General features: G+C 72.7%; 14 protein-coding genes and 1 tRNA gene. 8 read left to right on the top strand and 7 right to left on the bottom strand.

Annotated features, from left to right (window positions below; genetic code table 11):
* Positions 1–83 precede the first annotated feature (83 nt).
* Together JAV76_RS06410 and JAV76_RS06415 are read right to left on the bottom strand one after the other, a co-directional pair.
* On the bottom strand, positions 84–881 hold the full coding sequence (locus tag JAV76_RS06410; RefSeq protein WP_198733201.1) for an SAF domain-containing protein: 798 nt from the start codon (positions 879–881) through the stop codon (positions 84–86).
* 99 nt (positions 882–980) lie between these two features.
* A complete protein-coding gene (locus JAV76_RS06415) occupies positions 981–1,388 on the bottom strand; it encodes an FmdB family zinc ribbon protein (RefSeq protein WP_198733202.1) in 408 nt (135 codons plus the stop codon).
* A 126-nt stretch (positions 1,389–1,514) separates the two neighbouring features.
* On the opposite strand from JAV76_RS06415, the gene JAV76_RS06420 reads away from it, so the two are divergent.
* A complete protein-coding gene (locus JAV76_RS06420) occupies positions 1,515–4,163 on the top strand; it encodes a penicillin acylase family protein (protein ID WP_198733203.1) in 2,649 nt (882 codons plus the stop codon).
* Here JAV76_RS06420 and JAV76_RS06425 read toward each other — a convergent pair.
* Positions 4,153–4,788: a 5-formyltetrahydrofolate cyclo-ligase gene (locus JAV76_RS06425; RefSeq protein ID WP_198733204.1), complete on the bottom strand. Its 636-nt coding sequence runs from the start codon at positions 4,786–4,788 to the stop codon at positions 4,153–4,155. The genes JAV76_RS06420 and JAV76_RS06425 overlap by 11 nt on opposite strands.
* A 118-nt stretch (positions 4,789–4,906) precedes the next feature.
* On the opposite strand from JAV76_RS06425, the gene JAV76_RS06430 reads away from it, so the two are divergent.
* The 4 genes from JAV76_RS06430 (at position 4,907) to JAV76_RS06445 (ending at position 8,375) form a co-directional block, all read left to right on the top strand.
* Positions 4,907–6,163: a molybdopterin molybdotransferase MoeA gene (locus JAV76_RS06430; RefSeq protein WP_198733205.1), complete on the top strand. Its 1,257-nt coding sequence runs from the start codon at positions 4,907–4,909 to the stop codon at positions 6,161–6,163.
* The gene (locus tag JAV76_RS06435; protein ID WP_372403246.1) at positions 6,160–6,840 is read left to right on the top strand and encodes a GNAT family N-acetyltransferase; all 681 of its coding nucleotides are present in this window, start codon (positions 6,160–6,162) and stop codon (positions 6,838–6,840) included. Before JAV76_RS06430 ends, JAV76_RS06435 begins: the two co-directional genes overlap by 4 nt.
* Positions 6,841–6,998: 158 nt before the next feature.
* Positions 6,999–8,225, top strand: a complete 1,227-nt coding sequence (locus JAV76_RS06440) for a hypothetical protein (protein WP_198733206.1) — start codon at positions 6,999–7,001, stop codon at positions 8,223–8,225.
* Positions 8,226–8,299: 74 nt separating this feature from the next.
* A tRNA-Ala gene (locus tag JAV76_RS06445) sits at positions 8,300–8,375 on the top strand.
* Between the two features lie 66 nt (positions 8,376–8,441).
* Here JAV76_RS06445 and JAV76_RS06450 read toward each other — a convergent pair.
* Positions 8,442–8,657 (bottom strand): helix-turn-helix domain-containing protein, encoded by a 216-nt coding sequence (locus JAV76_RS06450; RefSeq protein WP_198733207.1) that lies wholly within the window; start codon positions 8,655–8,657, stop codon positions 8,442–8,444.
* On the bottom strand, positions 8,657–9,133 hold the full coding sequence (locus JAV76_RS06455; RefSeq protein WP_198733208.1) for a DUF2975 domain-containing protein: 477 nt from the start codon (positions 9,131–9,133) through the stop codon (positions 8,657–8,659). Before JAV76_RS06455 ends, JAV76_RS06450 begins: the two co-directional genes overlap by 1 nt.
* A gap of 179 nt (positions 9,134–9,312) precedes the next feature.
* On the opposite strand from JAV76_RS06455, the gene JAV76_RS06460 reads away from it, so the two are divergent.
* Positions 9,313–10,398, top strand: coding sequence for a fatty acid desaturase family protein (locus JAV76_RS06460; RefSeq protein ID WP_198733209.1), 1,086 nt, complete (start codon positions 9,313–9,315; stop codon positions 10,396–10,398).
* 42 nt (positions 10,399–10,440) lie between these two features.
* Here the strand turns inward: JAV76_RS06460 and map are convergent, their stop codons facing one another.
* The gene (map, locus tag JAV76_RS06465; RefSeq protein WP_198733210.1) at positions 10,441–11,223 is read right to left on the bottom strand and encodes a type I methionyl aminopeptidase; all 783 of its coding nucleotides are present in this window, start codon (positions 11,221–11,223) and stop codon (positions 10,441–10,443) included.
* Positions 11,224–11,286: 63 nt separating this feature from the next.
* On the opposite strand from map, the gene JAV76_RS06470 reads away from it, so the two are divergent.
* On the top strand, positions 11,287–11,577 hold the full coding sequence (locus JAV76_RS06470; RefSeq protein WP_198733211.1) for a helix-turn-helix domain-containing protein: 291 nt from the start codon (positions 11,287–11,289) through the stop codon (positions 11,575–11,577).
* Position 11,578: 1 nt separating this feature from the next.
* On the opposite strand, the gene JAV76_RS06475 is transcribed toward JAV76_RS06470, so the two are convergent.
* On the bottom strand, positions 11,579–13,300 hold the full coding sequence (locus JAV76_RS06475) for a dolichyl-phosphate-mannose--protein mannosyltransferase (RefSeq protein ID WP_198733212.1): 1,722 nt from the start codon (positions 13,298–13,300) through the stop codon (positions 11,579–11,581).
* A gap of 48 nt (positions 13,301–13,348) precedes the next feature.
* On the opposite strand from JAV76_RS06475, the gene rsmI reads away from it, so the two are divergent.
* Positions 13,349–14,191 (top strand): 16S rRNA (cytidine(1402)-2'-O)-methyltransferase, encoded by an 843-nt coding sequence (rsmI, locus tag JAV76_RS06480; RefSeq protein ID WP_198733213.1) that lies wholly within the window; start codon positions 13,349–13,351, stop codon positions 14,189–14,191.
* The last annotated feature ends 56 nt before the right edge of the window (positions 14,192–14,247 follow it).

The raw sequence follows: 14,247 nt of genomic DNA on the forward strand, positions 1-14,247 counted from the left end.
GTCCTTTCGGAAGGTGGCCCGAGCCGGGGCGGAGGGGGGCGCCGTGCGGCGATCCGGACGGAACGGGCGTCGAGCGCGGCCGATCATCCCACGACGACCGCGCTCAACGCACCCTTTCCCACGGCGGCCGCCAGGTAGGACGCCTCCTCGGCCGTGACCGCGACGAGGAGGATCGTCTCCGGGACGGCGGTGTCTCCACCGAGGTCCAGCCCACCGGTGCTCTCCGGCGACGGTGCGCTCGGTGTCGGGACCACGAGGGCACCGCGCGCGAGGTGCACCGCCGGCGTGGCGTGCCCCGCGCCGTCCCCCGGCACGGGGACAGGGTCGGGGGAGAGGGCAACGAGGTCCGAGGCGGGCTCGGGAGGTGCGAGGAGGTCCACCCGTGTCCCCGGCGTGAGCATCCCCACGAGCGCCGGGTCGGCGAGGCGGACTGCGGCGATCACGCGCCCCGGAGGGGCGACGAGATCGGGGGGGACGAGGAGCGACGAGCCGAGGACGGTGCCGGGGGCGACGTCGACGGCGAGCGTCCACGACAGCGTGCTCCCGGCCCCGGGAGCTGCTGCGCTGTCGGGACCGGTGAGGTCCGCCATGCTCAGGGCGTCGTCGGCGACGAGGTCGACGGGAACGCGCACGGTGCGGACGTCGGACGGGCGGACGACCGACCCGGCGGTGAGCTCGCGGTCGACGACGAGGACGTCGTGGAGGTCGGCGGCCGGTGGGCGCAGGGCCGCGACCGCCGCGGCCGCGGCCGTTCCCCACAGGAGGGCGGCCATGAGGAACCGTGACCGCCATACCGCCGACCGCCACCTGCGGCGCACGCGGGGACCGCGCAGCGGTGGCAGAGGGCCGGTCGGGACGAGCGGGAGCGCGAGGGAGGACATGCCCGGACGCTACGAGTCCGCTCCCCGGCACACGGTCGAGGCGGCGGCTCCCTGTGGATCAGGGGTGCGGCTCAGCGCCCTGTGGGCGAGCGCGGGCGGTCAGCCCGCGGTGGCCGGGGCGCTCGAGGAGGACGACGTGGTCGACGAGGTCGACGAACCGCTCGACGAGGAGCCCGAACCTGACGAGGTGCCCGAGTCCTTGGACGCGGATCCGCTGCTCCCGGACGAGGCGCCCGAGTCCTTGGGGCCGGCGTCCTTCGAGGAGGACTCCTTCGAGCCCGAGTCCTTGGAGCCCTCGGAGGAGGACCCGGACGAGGTGCTCCGGGTCTTCGACGAGTTGTCCGTGCGGTAGAAGCCCGAGCCCTTGAAGACGACACCGACGGGGGAGAAGACCTTGCGCAGGCGGCCCTCGCACTCGGGGCACACGGTGAGCGCGTCGTCCGCGAACGACTGGTGGATGTCGAAGCTGTGGCCGCACGCGGTGCAGGTGTACGCGTAGGTGGGCACGGGATCTCCTCGGGGACGTGCTGGGGCGGGGCGAGCGATCTGGCACTCGCGAGTTCGGAGTGCTAATCATACGCGAGGGCCGACCCCTCGATCACGGCCGGGCGCACGAGCAAGTAGTCTCGCACCGTGTCCCGTCGCCATGTCATCGCCCGCCGCGCCCTCGTCGGGGTCGCGGTCGTCGTCGTCCTCGCCCTCCTGGCCGCCGTCGTCGCGGTGGTCGTCGTCGCGCGCCAGCCGCTGCCTCCTACGGGCGGTGAGCTCTCCGTCCCGTCGCTCGAGGCGCCGGTCCGCGTGGTCCGTAACGAGCAGGGCGTCCCGGACATCTACGCCGAGAGCGCCACGGACCTCTTCACGGCGCAGGGGTACGTCCAGGCGCAGGACCGCTTCTTCGAGATGGACTACCGGCGCCACGTGACGTCCGGCCGTCTGGCCGAGCTGGTGGGTGACAACCCCGACGCGATCGCGGCCGACAAGGTCATCCGGACGTTCGGCTGGCGCAAGGTCGCGGAGGAGGAGTGGAAGATCCTCGACCCGCAGACGCGCGCCTACCTCACCGCCTACGCCAACGGTGTCAACGCGTACCTCGACGGCCGGGCGACGGGCTCGGTCGCGGTCGAGTACACCGTCCTCGGGATGCAGGTGGAGGTCGGGTCGCCCGAGCGCTGGGACCCCATCGACTCGCTCACCTGGCTCAAGGCGATGGCGTGGGACCTGCGCGGCAACTACGACGCGGAGCTCGGCCGCGCCCAGGCGTTCGCGAGCGTGGGCAGCGTCGAACGCGTCGAGGACCTCTTCCCCGCGTATCCCGACGAGGTCAACCCGCCCATCCTCGACGCCGCGGCCGGGGCCGCCAACCTCGACGCCGTCCTCGCCGCCCAGGCGGCCGAGGCGCAGGCTGCCGCCGAGGCGGCGGCAGCGGCCGAGGCGGCCGACGACTCGGGAGCGTCCACCGTCGCGAGCCCGTACGCCGGGACGGAGACCGCGTTCGATCAGGCCATCTCCTCCGCGGTCGAGGCGATCGACGCGGTCCCCACGCTCGTCGGCGAGGGTGAGGGTGTCGGTTCCAACTCGTGGGTCGTCTCGGGCGAGCTCACCGACACCGGTGCACCGCTCCTCGCCAACGACCCGCACCTGACCCTCGGGGCGCCGAGCATCTGGTCGCAGGTGGGGCTGCACTGCGAGGAGGTGAGCACCCGGTGCCCGTTCGACGTCTCCGGCTTCTCCTTCGCGGGCTTCCCGGGCGTCATCATCGGCCACAACGACTCGCTCGCGTGGGGCATCACGAACCTCGGGGCCGACGTCACCGACTTCTTCGTGGAGCGTGCCGACGAGACCACGTACGAGCGCGACGGCCTCCGGGTCGAGTTCGAGACCCGCACGGAGACCATCAAGGTCAACGGGGGCGAGGACGTCGTCATCGACGTCCGGTCCACCGTCCACGGGCCCGTGATCTCGGACGTCCTGCCCATCGACGCGGCCGAGGACACCCCCCTCCAACCCCCGTCGGACGCCGCGTCCGACTACGTCGTCTCGCTCGGGTGGACGGCGCTCACGCCGGGCCTGACCGCGGAGGCGATCTTCGCGATGGACCTCGCGAAGACCGCCGAGGACATCAAGGCCGCAGCCACCCTCTTCGAGGTCCCGTCCCAGAACATCGTCTTCGCCACCACCGACGGGCACATCGGGTACCAGGCCCCGGGGCGCATCCCCGTGCGCGCCGAGATCCCCGGTCCGGTGCCCTCCGACGGGACCTGGCCCCGCCCGGGCTGGGACAGCCGCTACGACTGGCAGGGCTGGGTGGACCCCGCGGCCATGCCGTCGGTCCTCGACCCGGCGGAGGGCTTCATCGTGGCCGCCAACCAGGCCGTGGCACCGCAGGGGGCCGGGCCGTTCCTCGCGGCCGACTGGGACTACGGCTACCGCTCCGAGCGCATCCGTGAGCTCCTCGAGAGCGAGATCGACCGCGGTCGCAAGATCAGCGTCCGCACCATGACCGCCCTCCAGGCGGACACGTACAACCCGTACGCCGAGGTCCTCGTCCCCACGCTCCTCGAGCAGGACATCGACAACGCCTTCGAGCGCAACGGCCAGGACCTCCTCGTCGACTGGGACTACTCGCAGGCGGTCGACTCCGCCCCTGCGGCCTACTTCGCGGCGGTGTGGGTCGAGCTCCTCGACCTCACCTTCAACGACGAGCTCCCCGACGCGGCCTCCCCGACGGGCGGCAGCAGGTGGCTCGAGGTCGTGCGGACCCTCCTGGACGAACCCGAGAGCCCGTGGTGGGACGACCGCACCACCGTCAACGTCGTCGAGACCCGCGACGAGATCCTCACGCAGGCCCTCGTCCGCGCGCGGTCGTCGCTCACCACCTCGCTGGGGCGCGACGCCGACGAGTGGGAGTGGGGCAAGCTCCACCGCCTCGCGCTCGAGCACCCCGTGCTCGGCGGCGAGGGTGCGCCGAGCGTCCTCCACGGGTTCGTCAACCCGGGAGCAGTGGAGATGCCGGGCGGGTCGTCCATCGTCAACGCCACGTCGTGGGACGCGTCGTCGGGGTCCTTCAACGTGACGTCCGGTCCGTCCATGCGCATGGTGGTCGACCTCGCGTCCCTCGACCGGTCGACCTGGGTCGTGGTCACGGGCACGTCGGGGCACCCGGCGAGCGACCACTACGACGACCAGCTCGAGGCCTGGGCGGCCGGCGAGGCCTTCCCGTGGGCGTACTCGGAGGCCGCGGTATCGGCCGCTCAGGCGGACGAGGCGACGCTCACGCCGTGAGCCAGAACCACTCCGTCGGGGTCGCGATCCCGTCGACCCGGTGGTCGTGGTCCTCGAACGGCAGCGGGCGGTCGTCGGCGTCGTAGACCTCCTCGGGGAAGACGAGCGCCACGACCTTCACGCCGTCCCGCATGTGCGCGAGGGCGCGGTCGTACCAGCCGCCGCCCTGGCCCAGGCGCGTGCCCGAGGTGTCGACGGCCAGCGCGGGGGCGATGACGACGTCCGCCATCTCGAGCGCCGCGGGGCCGAGGGACGGCGTCCCGGGCTCGGGCGGGCGCCCCGGCGCACGCTGGGTGAGGTCGTCGGGCCCCGCGTACTCGGCCCAGTCGCGCTGCAGGCCGGCGCCCAGGACGGGCAGGAGGATGCGCGTGCCGAGGTCGTCGAGACGCTGCAGGAGCGGCAGCGTGCCGGGCTCGTGCGCCCGGGCCGCGTACAGGCCTACGCAGCGCGCGGCCCGCACCTCGGGGATCGTGAGGACGACGTCGGCGAACATGCGGGCCGCCTCGTCGCGTCTGCGTTCGCTGCGTCCTTCGCGCGCCGACCGGACGGCCCCGCGGAGGGAGTTCTTCGCGTCCTCGACGTCGAGGGAGCCGTGGGGCGGGTAGGGCTGACGTGTGCCGCTCATGGTCAAAGTATCTCAAAGAAAAGGTCGGCTCGGGTCCTCCCGGTGGGGGAGATTCACCGCCGCTGATCTGCACTAGCCTGTCCTGCATGACTTCAGCCGCACGTCAGGGAGTTCTGCGATGAGGAGCGTGCAGGACCAGCTGGCGGCGGTGCTGGCCGTGGCTCGGCCGGTGCCCGCCCTCGACGTGGTCCTCACCGACGCTGCCGGCTGCATCCTCGCTGCGGACGTCGTCGTCACCGAGGACGTCCCTGCGCGCGCGGTCGCGACGTGCGACGGGTACGCGGTGCGTGCCGAGGACGTCGCGGGTGCGGACCCGTCCCGCCCGGTGTCGCTGCCGGTGGTCCACGACGTGTGGTCGGCGGCCGACGAGCCCTTCCGCCTGGTGCCGGGGCAGAGCGTCCTGCTGGGCTCGGGTGTGCCCCTCCCCGTGGGCGCGGACGCCGTGGTCCCCGTGTGGGCGACCGACCGTGGGACGGCGCGGGTCCGTGTCACGACGCCGTTCGCGGCAGGCTCCAACGTCCGCCTGCCGGGAGCGGACGTGCGGGCGGGCAGCACGGCGCTGCGGGCCGGTCAGCGTCTCGACGCCCGGAAGCTGTCCCTGGCGGCGAGCCTGGGGTACGCCCGCATCCGCGTCCACCCCGCCCCGCGCGTGGTCATCGTCCCGGTGGGCGACGAGCTCGTCCCGCCCGGGTCGTTGCGCCCGGGTGTCTTCGACGCGAACGGCCCGTCGTTGCGGACCGCCGTTCAGGACGCGGGAGCGGTGGCCATCCAGGTCGCGCCGGTGAGCGACGACCGCTCGACGCTCCGGGAGGCCATCGAGGACCAGCTGGTGCGCGCCGACCTCCTCATCACGACCGGGGGCCTGAGCGAGGGGTCGCACGACACGCTGCGGGACGTCCTGTCGCCGCTGGGCACCGTGCGGTTCGACCACCTCGCGATGGTCCCGGGGCGCAACCAGGGCTTGGGCACCCTCCGTGCAGGCTTCGGGGAACCGGGGGAGCAGGGTGTCCCCGGGGACACGGTGCCCGTGTTCTCCCTCCCGGGCGACCCGGTGGCCGCGCAGGTCTCGTACGAGGTGTTCGTCCGGCCCGCCCTCAGGGCCATGGCGGGCTACACGGAGATCTACCGCCCGTCGGTGGCGGCCCACGCGTCGGTCGGGTGGCGCAGCCCGCAGGGCGTGCGGCAGTTCGTGCCGGCGACCCTCGTGGGGTCGCCCGACGAGGGGTACCACGTGAGCCCCGTGGGCGACCCGACGCGCCTCGACGAGCTCTCCGTGGCGGGCCTCGCCCAGGCGAACGCCCTGGCGGTCGTCCCCGAGAACGAGTCCGAGGTGCGCTTCGGCGACCGCGTCCACTGCCTGGTGCTCGAGGCGTGAGCCCCTGGTGGTCCGGGTCGTCGACGTGGCCGGTGACGCTCCGCGAGAAACCCGGCGACGGCGCCCCGGTCACCGGGCTGACGCTGCGCCCGCTGCGCCGGTCCGACGCGGACGACTGGCTCGCGCTGCGTGCACGCAACGCCAGGTGGTTGGACCGGTGGGAGGCGACCACCCCGGAGGACCTCGGCGGCGACCGCCGGCCGGGGAGGACGCGCTGGCAGCGCGCCGGGAGGCCGCCGACGTTCGCGGAGTACGTCGCGGCGCTCACGCGTGCCGCGAACGACGGGTCGACGCTGCCCTTCGCGATCGAGCTGCACGGCGAGCTCGTCGGCCAGCTCACGGTCTCCTCCATCACCTACGGGTCGTTGTGCTCGGCGAGCATCGGCTACTGGGTGAGCGAGCACGTCGCCGGCCGGGGGGTGGTGCCCACCGCGGTGGCCATGGCCACCGACCACTGCTTCTTCGAGCTCGGTCTGCACCGCATCGAGGTGAACATCCGTCCGGAGAACGCGCCGAGCCTGCGCGTCGTCGAGAAGCTCGGTCTGCGGGACGAGGGGGTGCGTGTCGCGTACCTGCACATCCAGGGCCGGTGGTGCGACCACCGGACGTTCGCGCTCACGGCGGAGGAGGTCCCCGACGGCCTCCTGGCCCGCTGGCGACGCGCCCACCAGGGGTGACGGCGCGTCGGCCGGCGGTGACGCTCCGTGCTCGGTCCGGTCCTGCTCCCGGGCGCGGCCCGGGGCCCTCGTGGCAGAATCACATCGATGTCACTTGCACCCCCGACACACCGCGCGGCGTGCGCTCCCGGTCCGAGCGCCTCGCCTAACGTCGTGGTGTGGACTCACCAGCCGGCATCGTCGTCCTGGCAGTGGTCGGTCTGTGGTTGGCCTATCTGGTCCCGCAGCGGCTGCGTCAACGACAGCAGATGGCCGACTCGCGGGTCGACGACCGGTTCTCCGGGAACCTGCGGGTCCTCGCCGTCGCGACGGCGGGCGGGCCGCGGGTCACCTCGGCGGGTCTGCCACAGCGGACGACGAAGGCTGTCGTCCACCTCTCGCACGGCGACCGCGCGTCGTCGGGCACCTCTGCAGCACCACTGTTGACACCGCCTCACGGCATGACCGTGAGGCCCCGGCGCCGCCCCACGGAAGGAGAGCAGGACATGGAGCGACCAGACCACCCCTCCTCCCAGGCGCTGCCGGTGCGCGAGGCCCTGCACGAGCGTCGCGCCGCCGCGGCACGGCGCCGGGCGATGCTCACGGCGGTCCTCCTCGTCCTCAGCGTCGCCGTGGGGGCGCTCGCCGCGCTGAGCGTGCTCAGCGCGTGGCTGGTCCTCGTCCCCGCCGCGCTGCTGGGTACCGTCCTCGTCCTCGGCCGCCGCGCGGTGGTGGGCAACCAGCGGGCCGACGCGGCGTGGGAGGAGCGCGAGCTCGAGCGTCGTGCCGCCCGGGCCGCAGCGGCGGACCGCCAGCTCCACGGCCGTCCGCCTGCTGTCGGTCGCCCGACCGTCACGGGGCGCGCCGTCCACGGCTCGCAGTCCCACACCCAGATCATCGCCCGCGTCCGGACCGGCGAGGACGTCACACGTGGCGACGACCACGACCACGGCGGCCCGGATCACGTGGCGTCCGCAGCAGACGCTCCGGCGACGACAGCGGGCGAGGTCGTCGTCGAGCCGTCGTCCACCGCCAGGACGGGTGACGCGGTCGTCGTGCAGGACGAGGGCCCTCGCCCCTCCGCGGGCGTGGTGCAGCCCGAGGACGCGGGCCACGCGCCCCTCGCTGCGACAGGGACAGACGGGCCGGACGAGTGGCAGCCCGTCCCCGTGCCGCGGCCTGTCTACACGATGAAGGCGGCCGCGCAGCGTTGGGAGCCGGCGCCGCTCACCGCCGAGATCCTCCAGGTGACGCAGGCGCGCCTCGCCGAGCTGGCCGTCGGCCACGACGACGTCGCAGAGCCTCAGCCTGCTGCTCCCGCCGCTCCGGCCCGCACGAGGGGTGCCGACAGCCTCGGGGTGAACCTCGACTCCGTCCTCGCCCGACGCAGGGCTGCGGGGGAGTAACGTCCGTGTGCGGAGCACCCGTCACGTGGTGCTAACCTAGGTAGCGCTTCACAGGCTCCGGTCTGAGGAGCGGAGGGGCTATGGCGCAGTTGGTAGCGCGCTTCGTTCGCATCGAAGAGGTCAGGAGTTCGAATCTCCTTAGCTCCACCACAGCATCACCGAGGCCCCGACCGGCACCGCCGGTCGGGGCCTCGCGCGTTGTAGGGCGGGGGCGCGTCAGCCGGTGGGGTCCTCCTCCCAGCGGAGGATGTCGCCGGGCTGGCACCGCAGGACGCGGCAGATGGCGTCGAGCGTCGAGAAGCGGACGGCCTTGGCGCGGCCGTTCTTGAGGACCGCGACGTTCGCGGGAGTGATGCCCACCGCCTCGGCGAACTCGCCGACGGACATCTTCCGTCGGGCGAGCATGACGTCGAGGTCGACCACGACAGGCATCAGATGACCTCGTCGAGCTCGGCCCGGTCGTCGATCGCCGTGCGGAGCAACCGCCGCATGACCCCCATGAGCAGCGCGAGCGCCGCGCCGCCGGCCACGCACACGGCGAGGAGCAGCACGACGCCGGGCCCGCCGGTCCGCAACACGGCGAGCACGTGCACGAGGACCGCGGCGGACAGCGCCGAGACGCCGACCGCGCTGGCGATGACCACGTCGACCCACCGCACCGCGGCGTCACCGAAGACCTCTCCCCGCTCGACGAGGGAAAGCAGGCGCCAGACCGCCGCACCGGCGACCTCTGCGCAGAGGATCGCCAGGATCGCCGCCACCGAGTACGGCACCACGAGGTGCTCGACCTCCGGTGCGGTGCGGGCGACGTCGGACGCCATGATCGGCATCTGCACCTGGTAGAGCAGCGCGACCAGCAGCAGGACGACGAGCGCGACGCGGAGGGCGATGAGCACCGATCTGTTCATGCATCGATCGTCGATGGAGATCTATCGAAAGTCAATAGATCAGCGAGGCCATGGTCATCGTCTCCGGACGTCCTCAGGGACATACGGGGGACAGCCCCCTGATCATCGCCGCGCTACGCACGTACCGTCGGAGGAGCTGCCGGGACCCCGCCAGCGTCACCGACGACGAGCGGACGACGATGACAACTGTCCTCGACACCACCGAGACCATGTCGCCCCGTGACCGCCAGGTCAGCGACTTCTCTGCCCTGACGCGCACGGTCCAGGAGACCGGCCTCATGCGTCGGCGCTACGCCTACTACTGGGGACGTTTCGCGCTCCTCGTCGGCCTCCTCGCCGGTGCCGTGGCCGCGATGGTGCTCCTCGGCGACTCGTGGTGGCAGCTCGCCGTCGCCGCCGGCCTCGGGGTCCTGTTCACCCAGTTCGCGTTCCTCGGGCACGACGCCGCCCACCGGCAGATCTTCAAGTCCGGGCAGTGGAACGACTGGGCGAGCCTCGTCATCGCCAACCTCTTCGGAGGCATGAGCTACGGCTGGTGGCTGCACAAGCACTCCCGCCACCACGCCAAGCCCAACGTCGTCGGCACGGACCCCGACATGCTCAACGGCGTGCTCACGTGGGAGACGGAGACCATCACCAAGCCCAAGACGGGCATCTGGGCGTGGCTCGCCGCGAACCAGGGCTACTGGTTCTTCCCCCTGCTCCTCCTCGAGGGCCTCAACCTCCACGCCAACGGGATCAAGACCATCCTCGGCAAGGGACCCGTGAAGCGTCGCGGCATCGAGATCACGTTCGTGGGGATCCGCCTCGTCGGGTTCGTCGTCGCCGTCTTCCTGCTCATGCCCGTCGGTATCGGCTTCGCGTTCCTCGGCGTCCAGCTCGGGGTGTTCGGGTTCCTCATGGGTGCGTCGTTCGCCCCCAACCACAAGGGCATGCCCGTCGTCGGCCCCGACGTGAAGATCGACTTCCTGCGCCGCCAGGTCCTCATGAGCCGCAACATCACCGGCGGCCGCTGGATCGACGTCTGGATGGGCGGCCTGAACTTCCAGGTGGAGCACCACCTCTTCCCCAGCATGCCCAGCCCCGCGCTGCGCCAGGTGCGCCCCCTCGTCATGGAGTTCTGCGCCGAGCGCGGCATCAAGTACACCGAGACCTCGCTCATCGAGTCCTACCGGATCGTCGTCGAGTACCTCAACCGGGTGGGCCTCGCCGCGCGCGACCCCTTCCAGTGCCCCCTCACCGCGCAGTTCCGCTCCGCCCGCTGACCGCACGCGGCACCCGCGAGCCCTCGACGCCCGTCCTCCCCCTCAGGGGAGGGCGGGCGTCGGTCGCGTGAGGATCTCCGCGCCGTCCTCCGTCACCGCGACCGTGTGCTCGCTGTGCGCCGTCCGGCAGCCCGTCGCGCTGCGCAACGTCCACCCGTCCGCGTCGGTGACGAGGTCGGCGGTGTCCGCCATGATCCACGGCTCCAGCGCCAGGAGCAGGCCCGGGCGCAGCACGTACCCGCGCCCCGGCCGCCCCGTGTTCGCGACGTGCGGGTCCTGGTGCATGGTCGACCCCACGCCGTGCCCGCCGAACTCCGTGTTCACCTGGTACCCGGCCTCGCCCAGCACCGTGCCGATCGCGTGCGAGAGGTCCCCGACCCGTGCGCCGGGACGCACCGCCGCGATCCCCGCCGCCAGGGCGCGCTCCGTCGCCGCGATCATGTCGAGGCTCTCCTGCGGTGCCGAGCCGCCCACCACGAAGCTCACCGCGGAGTCAGCGACCACGCCCTCGAGCGAGACGGCCAGGTCGAGGGTCACCAGGTCGCCGTCGGCGAGGTCGTAGTCGTGCGGGAGCCCGTGCAGCACCGCGTCGTTGACCGACGTGCAGACGTGGTGCCCGAACGGTCCGCGGCCGAACGACGGCGCATAGTCGACGTAGCAGGACTGTGCACCGGCGCCGTCGATCATCTCGCGCGTCCAGCGGTCGATCTCCAGGAGGTTGGTGCCGACCCCGGCCCGCGACCGCAGGCTCTGGAGGATGTCGGCGACGAGCGCGCCGGACCTCCGGGCCCTCGGGAGCTCGGTCGGGCTGAGGATCTCGATCATGCGGTGCCTCCAGGGGTGCCGGATAACTATCCCGGTCATACTATCCCGGGTTAGGATCGGCCCATGGTCAGGACGCCGCTCACGCCCGCAGAGATCGAACGAGGCCAGCGCCTCGGTGCTGCTCTCCGCCGAGCACGGGGCGCACGGCCCATGCTCGACACCGCGCTCGAGGCGGGCATCTCCCCGGAGACGCTCCGCAAGATCGAGTCCGGCCGGGTGGCGACCCCGGCGTTCACCACCGTCGCGGCCGTCGCCGCCGTCGTCGGGCTCTCCCTCGACGAGCTCTGGGCTCAGGTGACGCTCAGCATGGAGGACGGGCCGGTGTCCGACGGGCGGACCCGCATCGCCTCGTAGGTCAGATCCAGCTGTCCAGCCACATGTGGGCCTGCCAGAACCAGTACGGGACCTCCATGCCGGTCCACAGCGGGTAGAAGAAGACGCTCGCCGCGAGGACGCACCCGAGGACCACTCCCACGGCGCGTCGGTACCGACGGCGTGCGACCTCGCCCCGGTCCTCGACCAGCTCCCAGCCGAGCGCCACGACGTACGCGAGGGACAGGTACATCCACGGCGCGAAGGCGATGACGTAGAACGTGAAGACCGTGCGCTCGGTGAGGAACAGCCACGGCACCCAGCCGGCGATGACTCCGGACAGGACGGCGCCCGCCCGCCAGTCGCGCAACCGGACCAGCGCCCAGATCGCGACCAGGAGCCCGAGGGTCGCGAGCCACCAGATGAGCGGGTTGCCGATCGACGTGATCGCCCGGGCGCACTCCTCGGCCCCGCAACCGCCCTCGCCCATGGTGGTCTTGCGCCAGTAGAACGACGTGGGCCGCCACTGGATCAACCAACCCCACGGGTTCGCCTCGTACGTGTGCGGGTTCGTCAGCCCCGTGTGGAACTCCCACATCTTCGTGTGGTAGGCCCACAGGGACTCGAACGGACCGAGCCTGCCCGAGATCGCCTCCGGTACCCACGACGGGTACTCGACGGGGTGCTTGCCCGCCCACCACCGGTTGTACGACCGGGAGTCGGCGAACCACCCGGCCCACGACGCCAGGTACATGACGAGCACCGTCGGGAGCACCACGGCCATCGCTGGGAGGGCGTCGCGCACGAGGGCCGCGACGGGCCACGCGCGCACCCCGATCGTGCGGCGCGCCGTCGCGTCCCACGCCACCGACAGGACGCAGAGCACGGCGACGAAGTACAGGCCGGACCACTTGGTGCCGCACGCCAGCCCCAGGGCCACCGCCGCCGCGAAGCGCCACCAGCGGAACCCCGTCGTCGGGCCCCACCTGCCGAGACCTCGCCCGGAGTCGACGAGCACCGCCGCGCGTTCCGCGAGCCGCCGCCGCGACCACTCGCGGTCACGGACCAGGCACGCGAAGGCCACGAGGACCCACAGCATGAGGAAGCCGTCGAGCAGGCCCGTCCGGGCGTGCACGATCGCCACCCCGTCCAGCGCGAACAACGCCCCGGCGAGGATGCCGGCCGCCGTCGACCCGAAGAGTCGCCGTGCCGTCCGGGCGAGGAGGAACACCGCCACGGCGCCCAGGACGGCAGCGGACAGCCGCCACGCCCACGGGTTCTCCGAGCCGCCCAGGCGCATCCCGACGGCGATCATCCACTTGCCCAGCGGCGGGTGCACCACGTAGTCGGGCCGCGCCACGTAGATGTCCTGGTTCCCCGACTCGAACGCCTCGTTCGGGTCGTCCGGCCAGTCCGCCTCGTACCCCAGGGTGAGCAGGGTGTACGCGCCCTTGACGTAGTACGTCTCGTCGAACACGAGCGTCCTGGGGTTGCCCAGGTTCACCAGGCGCAGGACCGCGGCCACGAGAGCGACCGCCAGCGGCCCCGCCCACCCCCAGAACCGGTCCGACGCCGTCGAGCCCAGCGCGAGGCTGCGCCGCGAGAAGAGGTCGCGCACCATCCGGCTGCGCGTCGACTCCGCACCCGCCTTCACGAGGTCTGGGCGACCAGCGCCACCGACACCGCGCGCACCCGTCCCAGCGGTCGCAGGAGCCGCAGCCGTCTGCCCGTCGTCGGTCCTGTCGCTCCCGGTCACGCCAGTCATCGTAGGTGACGTCCTTCACACCTGGGCCGCCATGGCACGCTTGGACGCATGACCGGCCGCCTCGTCCTCGCAGCGACACCCATCGGAGACGTCGAGGACGCCTCGCCGCGCCTCCGTCGCCTCCTCGTCGAGGCCGACGTCGTCGCCGCCGAGGACACCCGACGCCTGCACGCCCTCGCCGGACGCCTCGACCTGCGCCCCGGCGGGCGCGTCGTGAGCTGCCACGAGCACAACGAGACCGCCCGCGCCGACGAGCTCCTCGACGTCGTCGAGGGCGGTGGCACCGTCCTCGTCGTCACCGACGCCGGGATGCCCAGCGTCTCCGACCCCGGGTACCGGATCGTCGCGCGCGCCATCGAGCGGGACCTGCCCGTCACCTCGGCCCCCGGACCCAGCGCCGTCCTCACGGCGCTCGCCGTGTCCGGGCTGCCCACGGACCGCTTCTGCTTCGAGGGGTTCCCGCCGCGCAAGCCCGGCGAGCGGGCCCGCGCGTTCCAGGCCCTCGCCGACGAGCGCCGCACCATGGTCTTCTTCGAGTCGCCGCACCGCGTCGACCAGACGCTCGCCGCCATGGCCCAGGCCTTCGGCGACGACCGCCCGGCCGCGGTGTGCCGCGAGCTCACCAAGACGTACGAGGAGGTCCTGCGCGGCACCCTCGGCGACCTCGCCGAGCGCACCGCCGCCGAGCAGCTGCGCGGCGAGATCTCCGTCGTCGTCGCCGGGGCGCCCGACCGAGAGCCCGCGTCCACCGCCGACCTCGTCGCCGAGGTCCTCGCCCGGGTCGACGCGGGGGAGCGCCTCAAGGAGGCCGTCGCCGACGTCGCGACCGCCACCGGCGCCGTGAAGCGGGACCTCTACGCCGCGGCGCTCGCCGCCAAGCCTGGGCGCTGACCGCAGACACCGAACCCGCCCGCCCCAGGTCTATCGAATCGATCCGATCCTGCGGG

Source organism: Sanguibacter suaedae, assembly GCF_016342785.1.
Lineage (GTDB): Bacteria > Actinomycetota > Actinomycetes > Actinomycetales > Cellulomonadaceae > Sanguibacter > Sanguibacter suaedae.

What these genes read in the sequence shown, in the direction of transcription:
- JAV76_RS06410 (WP_198733201.1), bottom strand. Translation starts at nt 881, where the DNA reads ATGTCCTCCCTCGCGCTCCCGCTCGTCCCGACCGGCCCTCTGCCACCG.
- JAV76_RS06425 (WP_198733204.1), bottom strand. Translation starts at nt 4,788, where the DNA reads ATGAGCGGCACACGTCAGCCCTACCCGCCCCACGGCTCCCTCGACGTC.
- JAV76_RS06430 (WP_198733205.1), top strand. Translation starts at nt 4,907, where the DNA reads ATGAGGAGCGTGCAGGACCAGCTGGCGGCGGTGCTGGCCGTGGCTCGG.
- JAV76_RS06450 (WP_198733207.1), bottom strand. Translation starts at nt 8,657, where the DNA reads ATGCCTGTCGTGGTCGACCTCGACGTCATGCTCGCCCGACGGAAGATG.
- JAV76_RS06455 (WP_198733208.1), bottom strand. Translation starts at nt 9,133, where the DNA reads ATGAACAGATCGGTGCTCATCGCCCTCCGCGTCGCGCTCGTCGTCCTG.
- JAV76_RS06460 (WP_198733209.1), top strand. Translation starts at nt 9,313, where the DNA reads ATGACAACTGTCCTCGACACCACCGAGACCATGTCGCCCCGTGACCGC.
- map (WP_198733210.1), bottom strand. Translation starts at nt 11,223, where the DNA reads ATGATCGAGATCCTCAGCCCGACCGAGCTCCCGAGGGCCCGGAGGTCC.
- JAV76_RS06470 (WP_198733211.1), top strand. Translation starts at nt 11,287, where the DNA reads ATGGTCAGGACGCCGCTCACGCCCGCAGAGATCGAACGAGGCCAGCGC.
- JAV76_RS06475 (WP_198733212.1), bottom strand. Translation starts at nt 13,300, where the DNA reads ATGACTGGCGTGACCGGGAGCGACAGGACCGACGACGGGCAGACGGCT.
- rsmI (WP_198733213.1), top strand. Translation starts at nt 13,349, where the DNA reads ATGACCGGCCGCCTCGTCCTCGCAGCGACACCCATCGGAGACGTCGAG.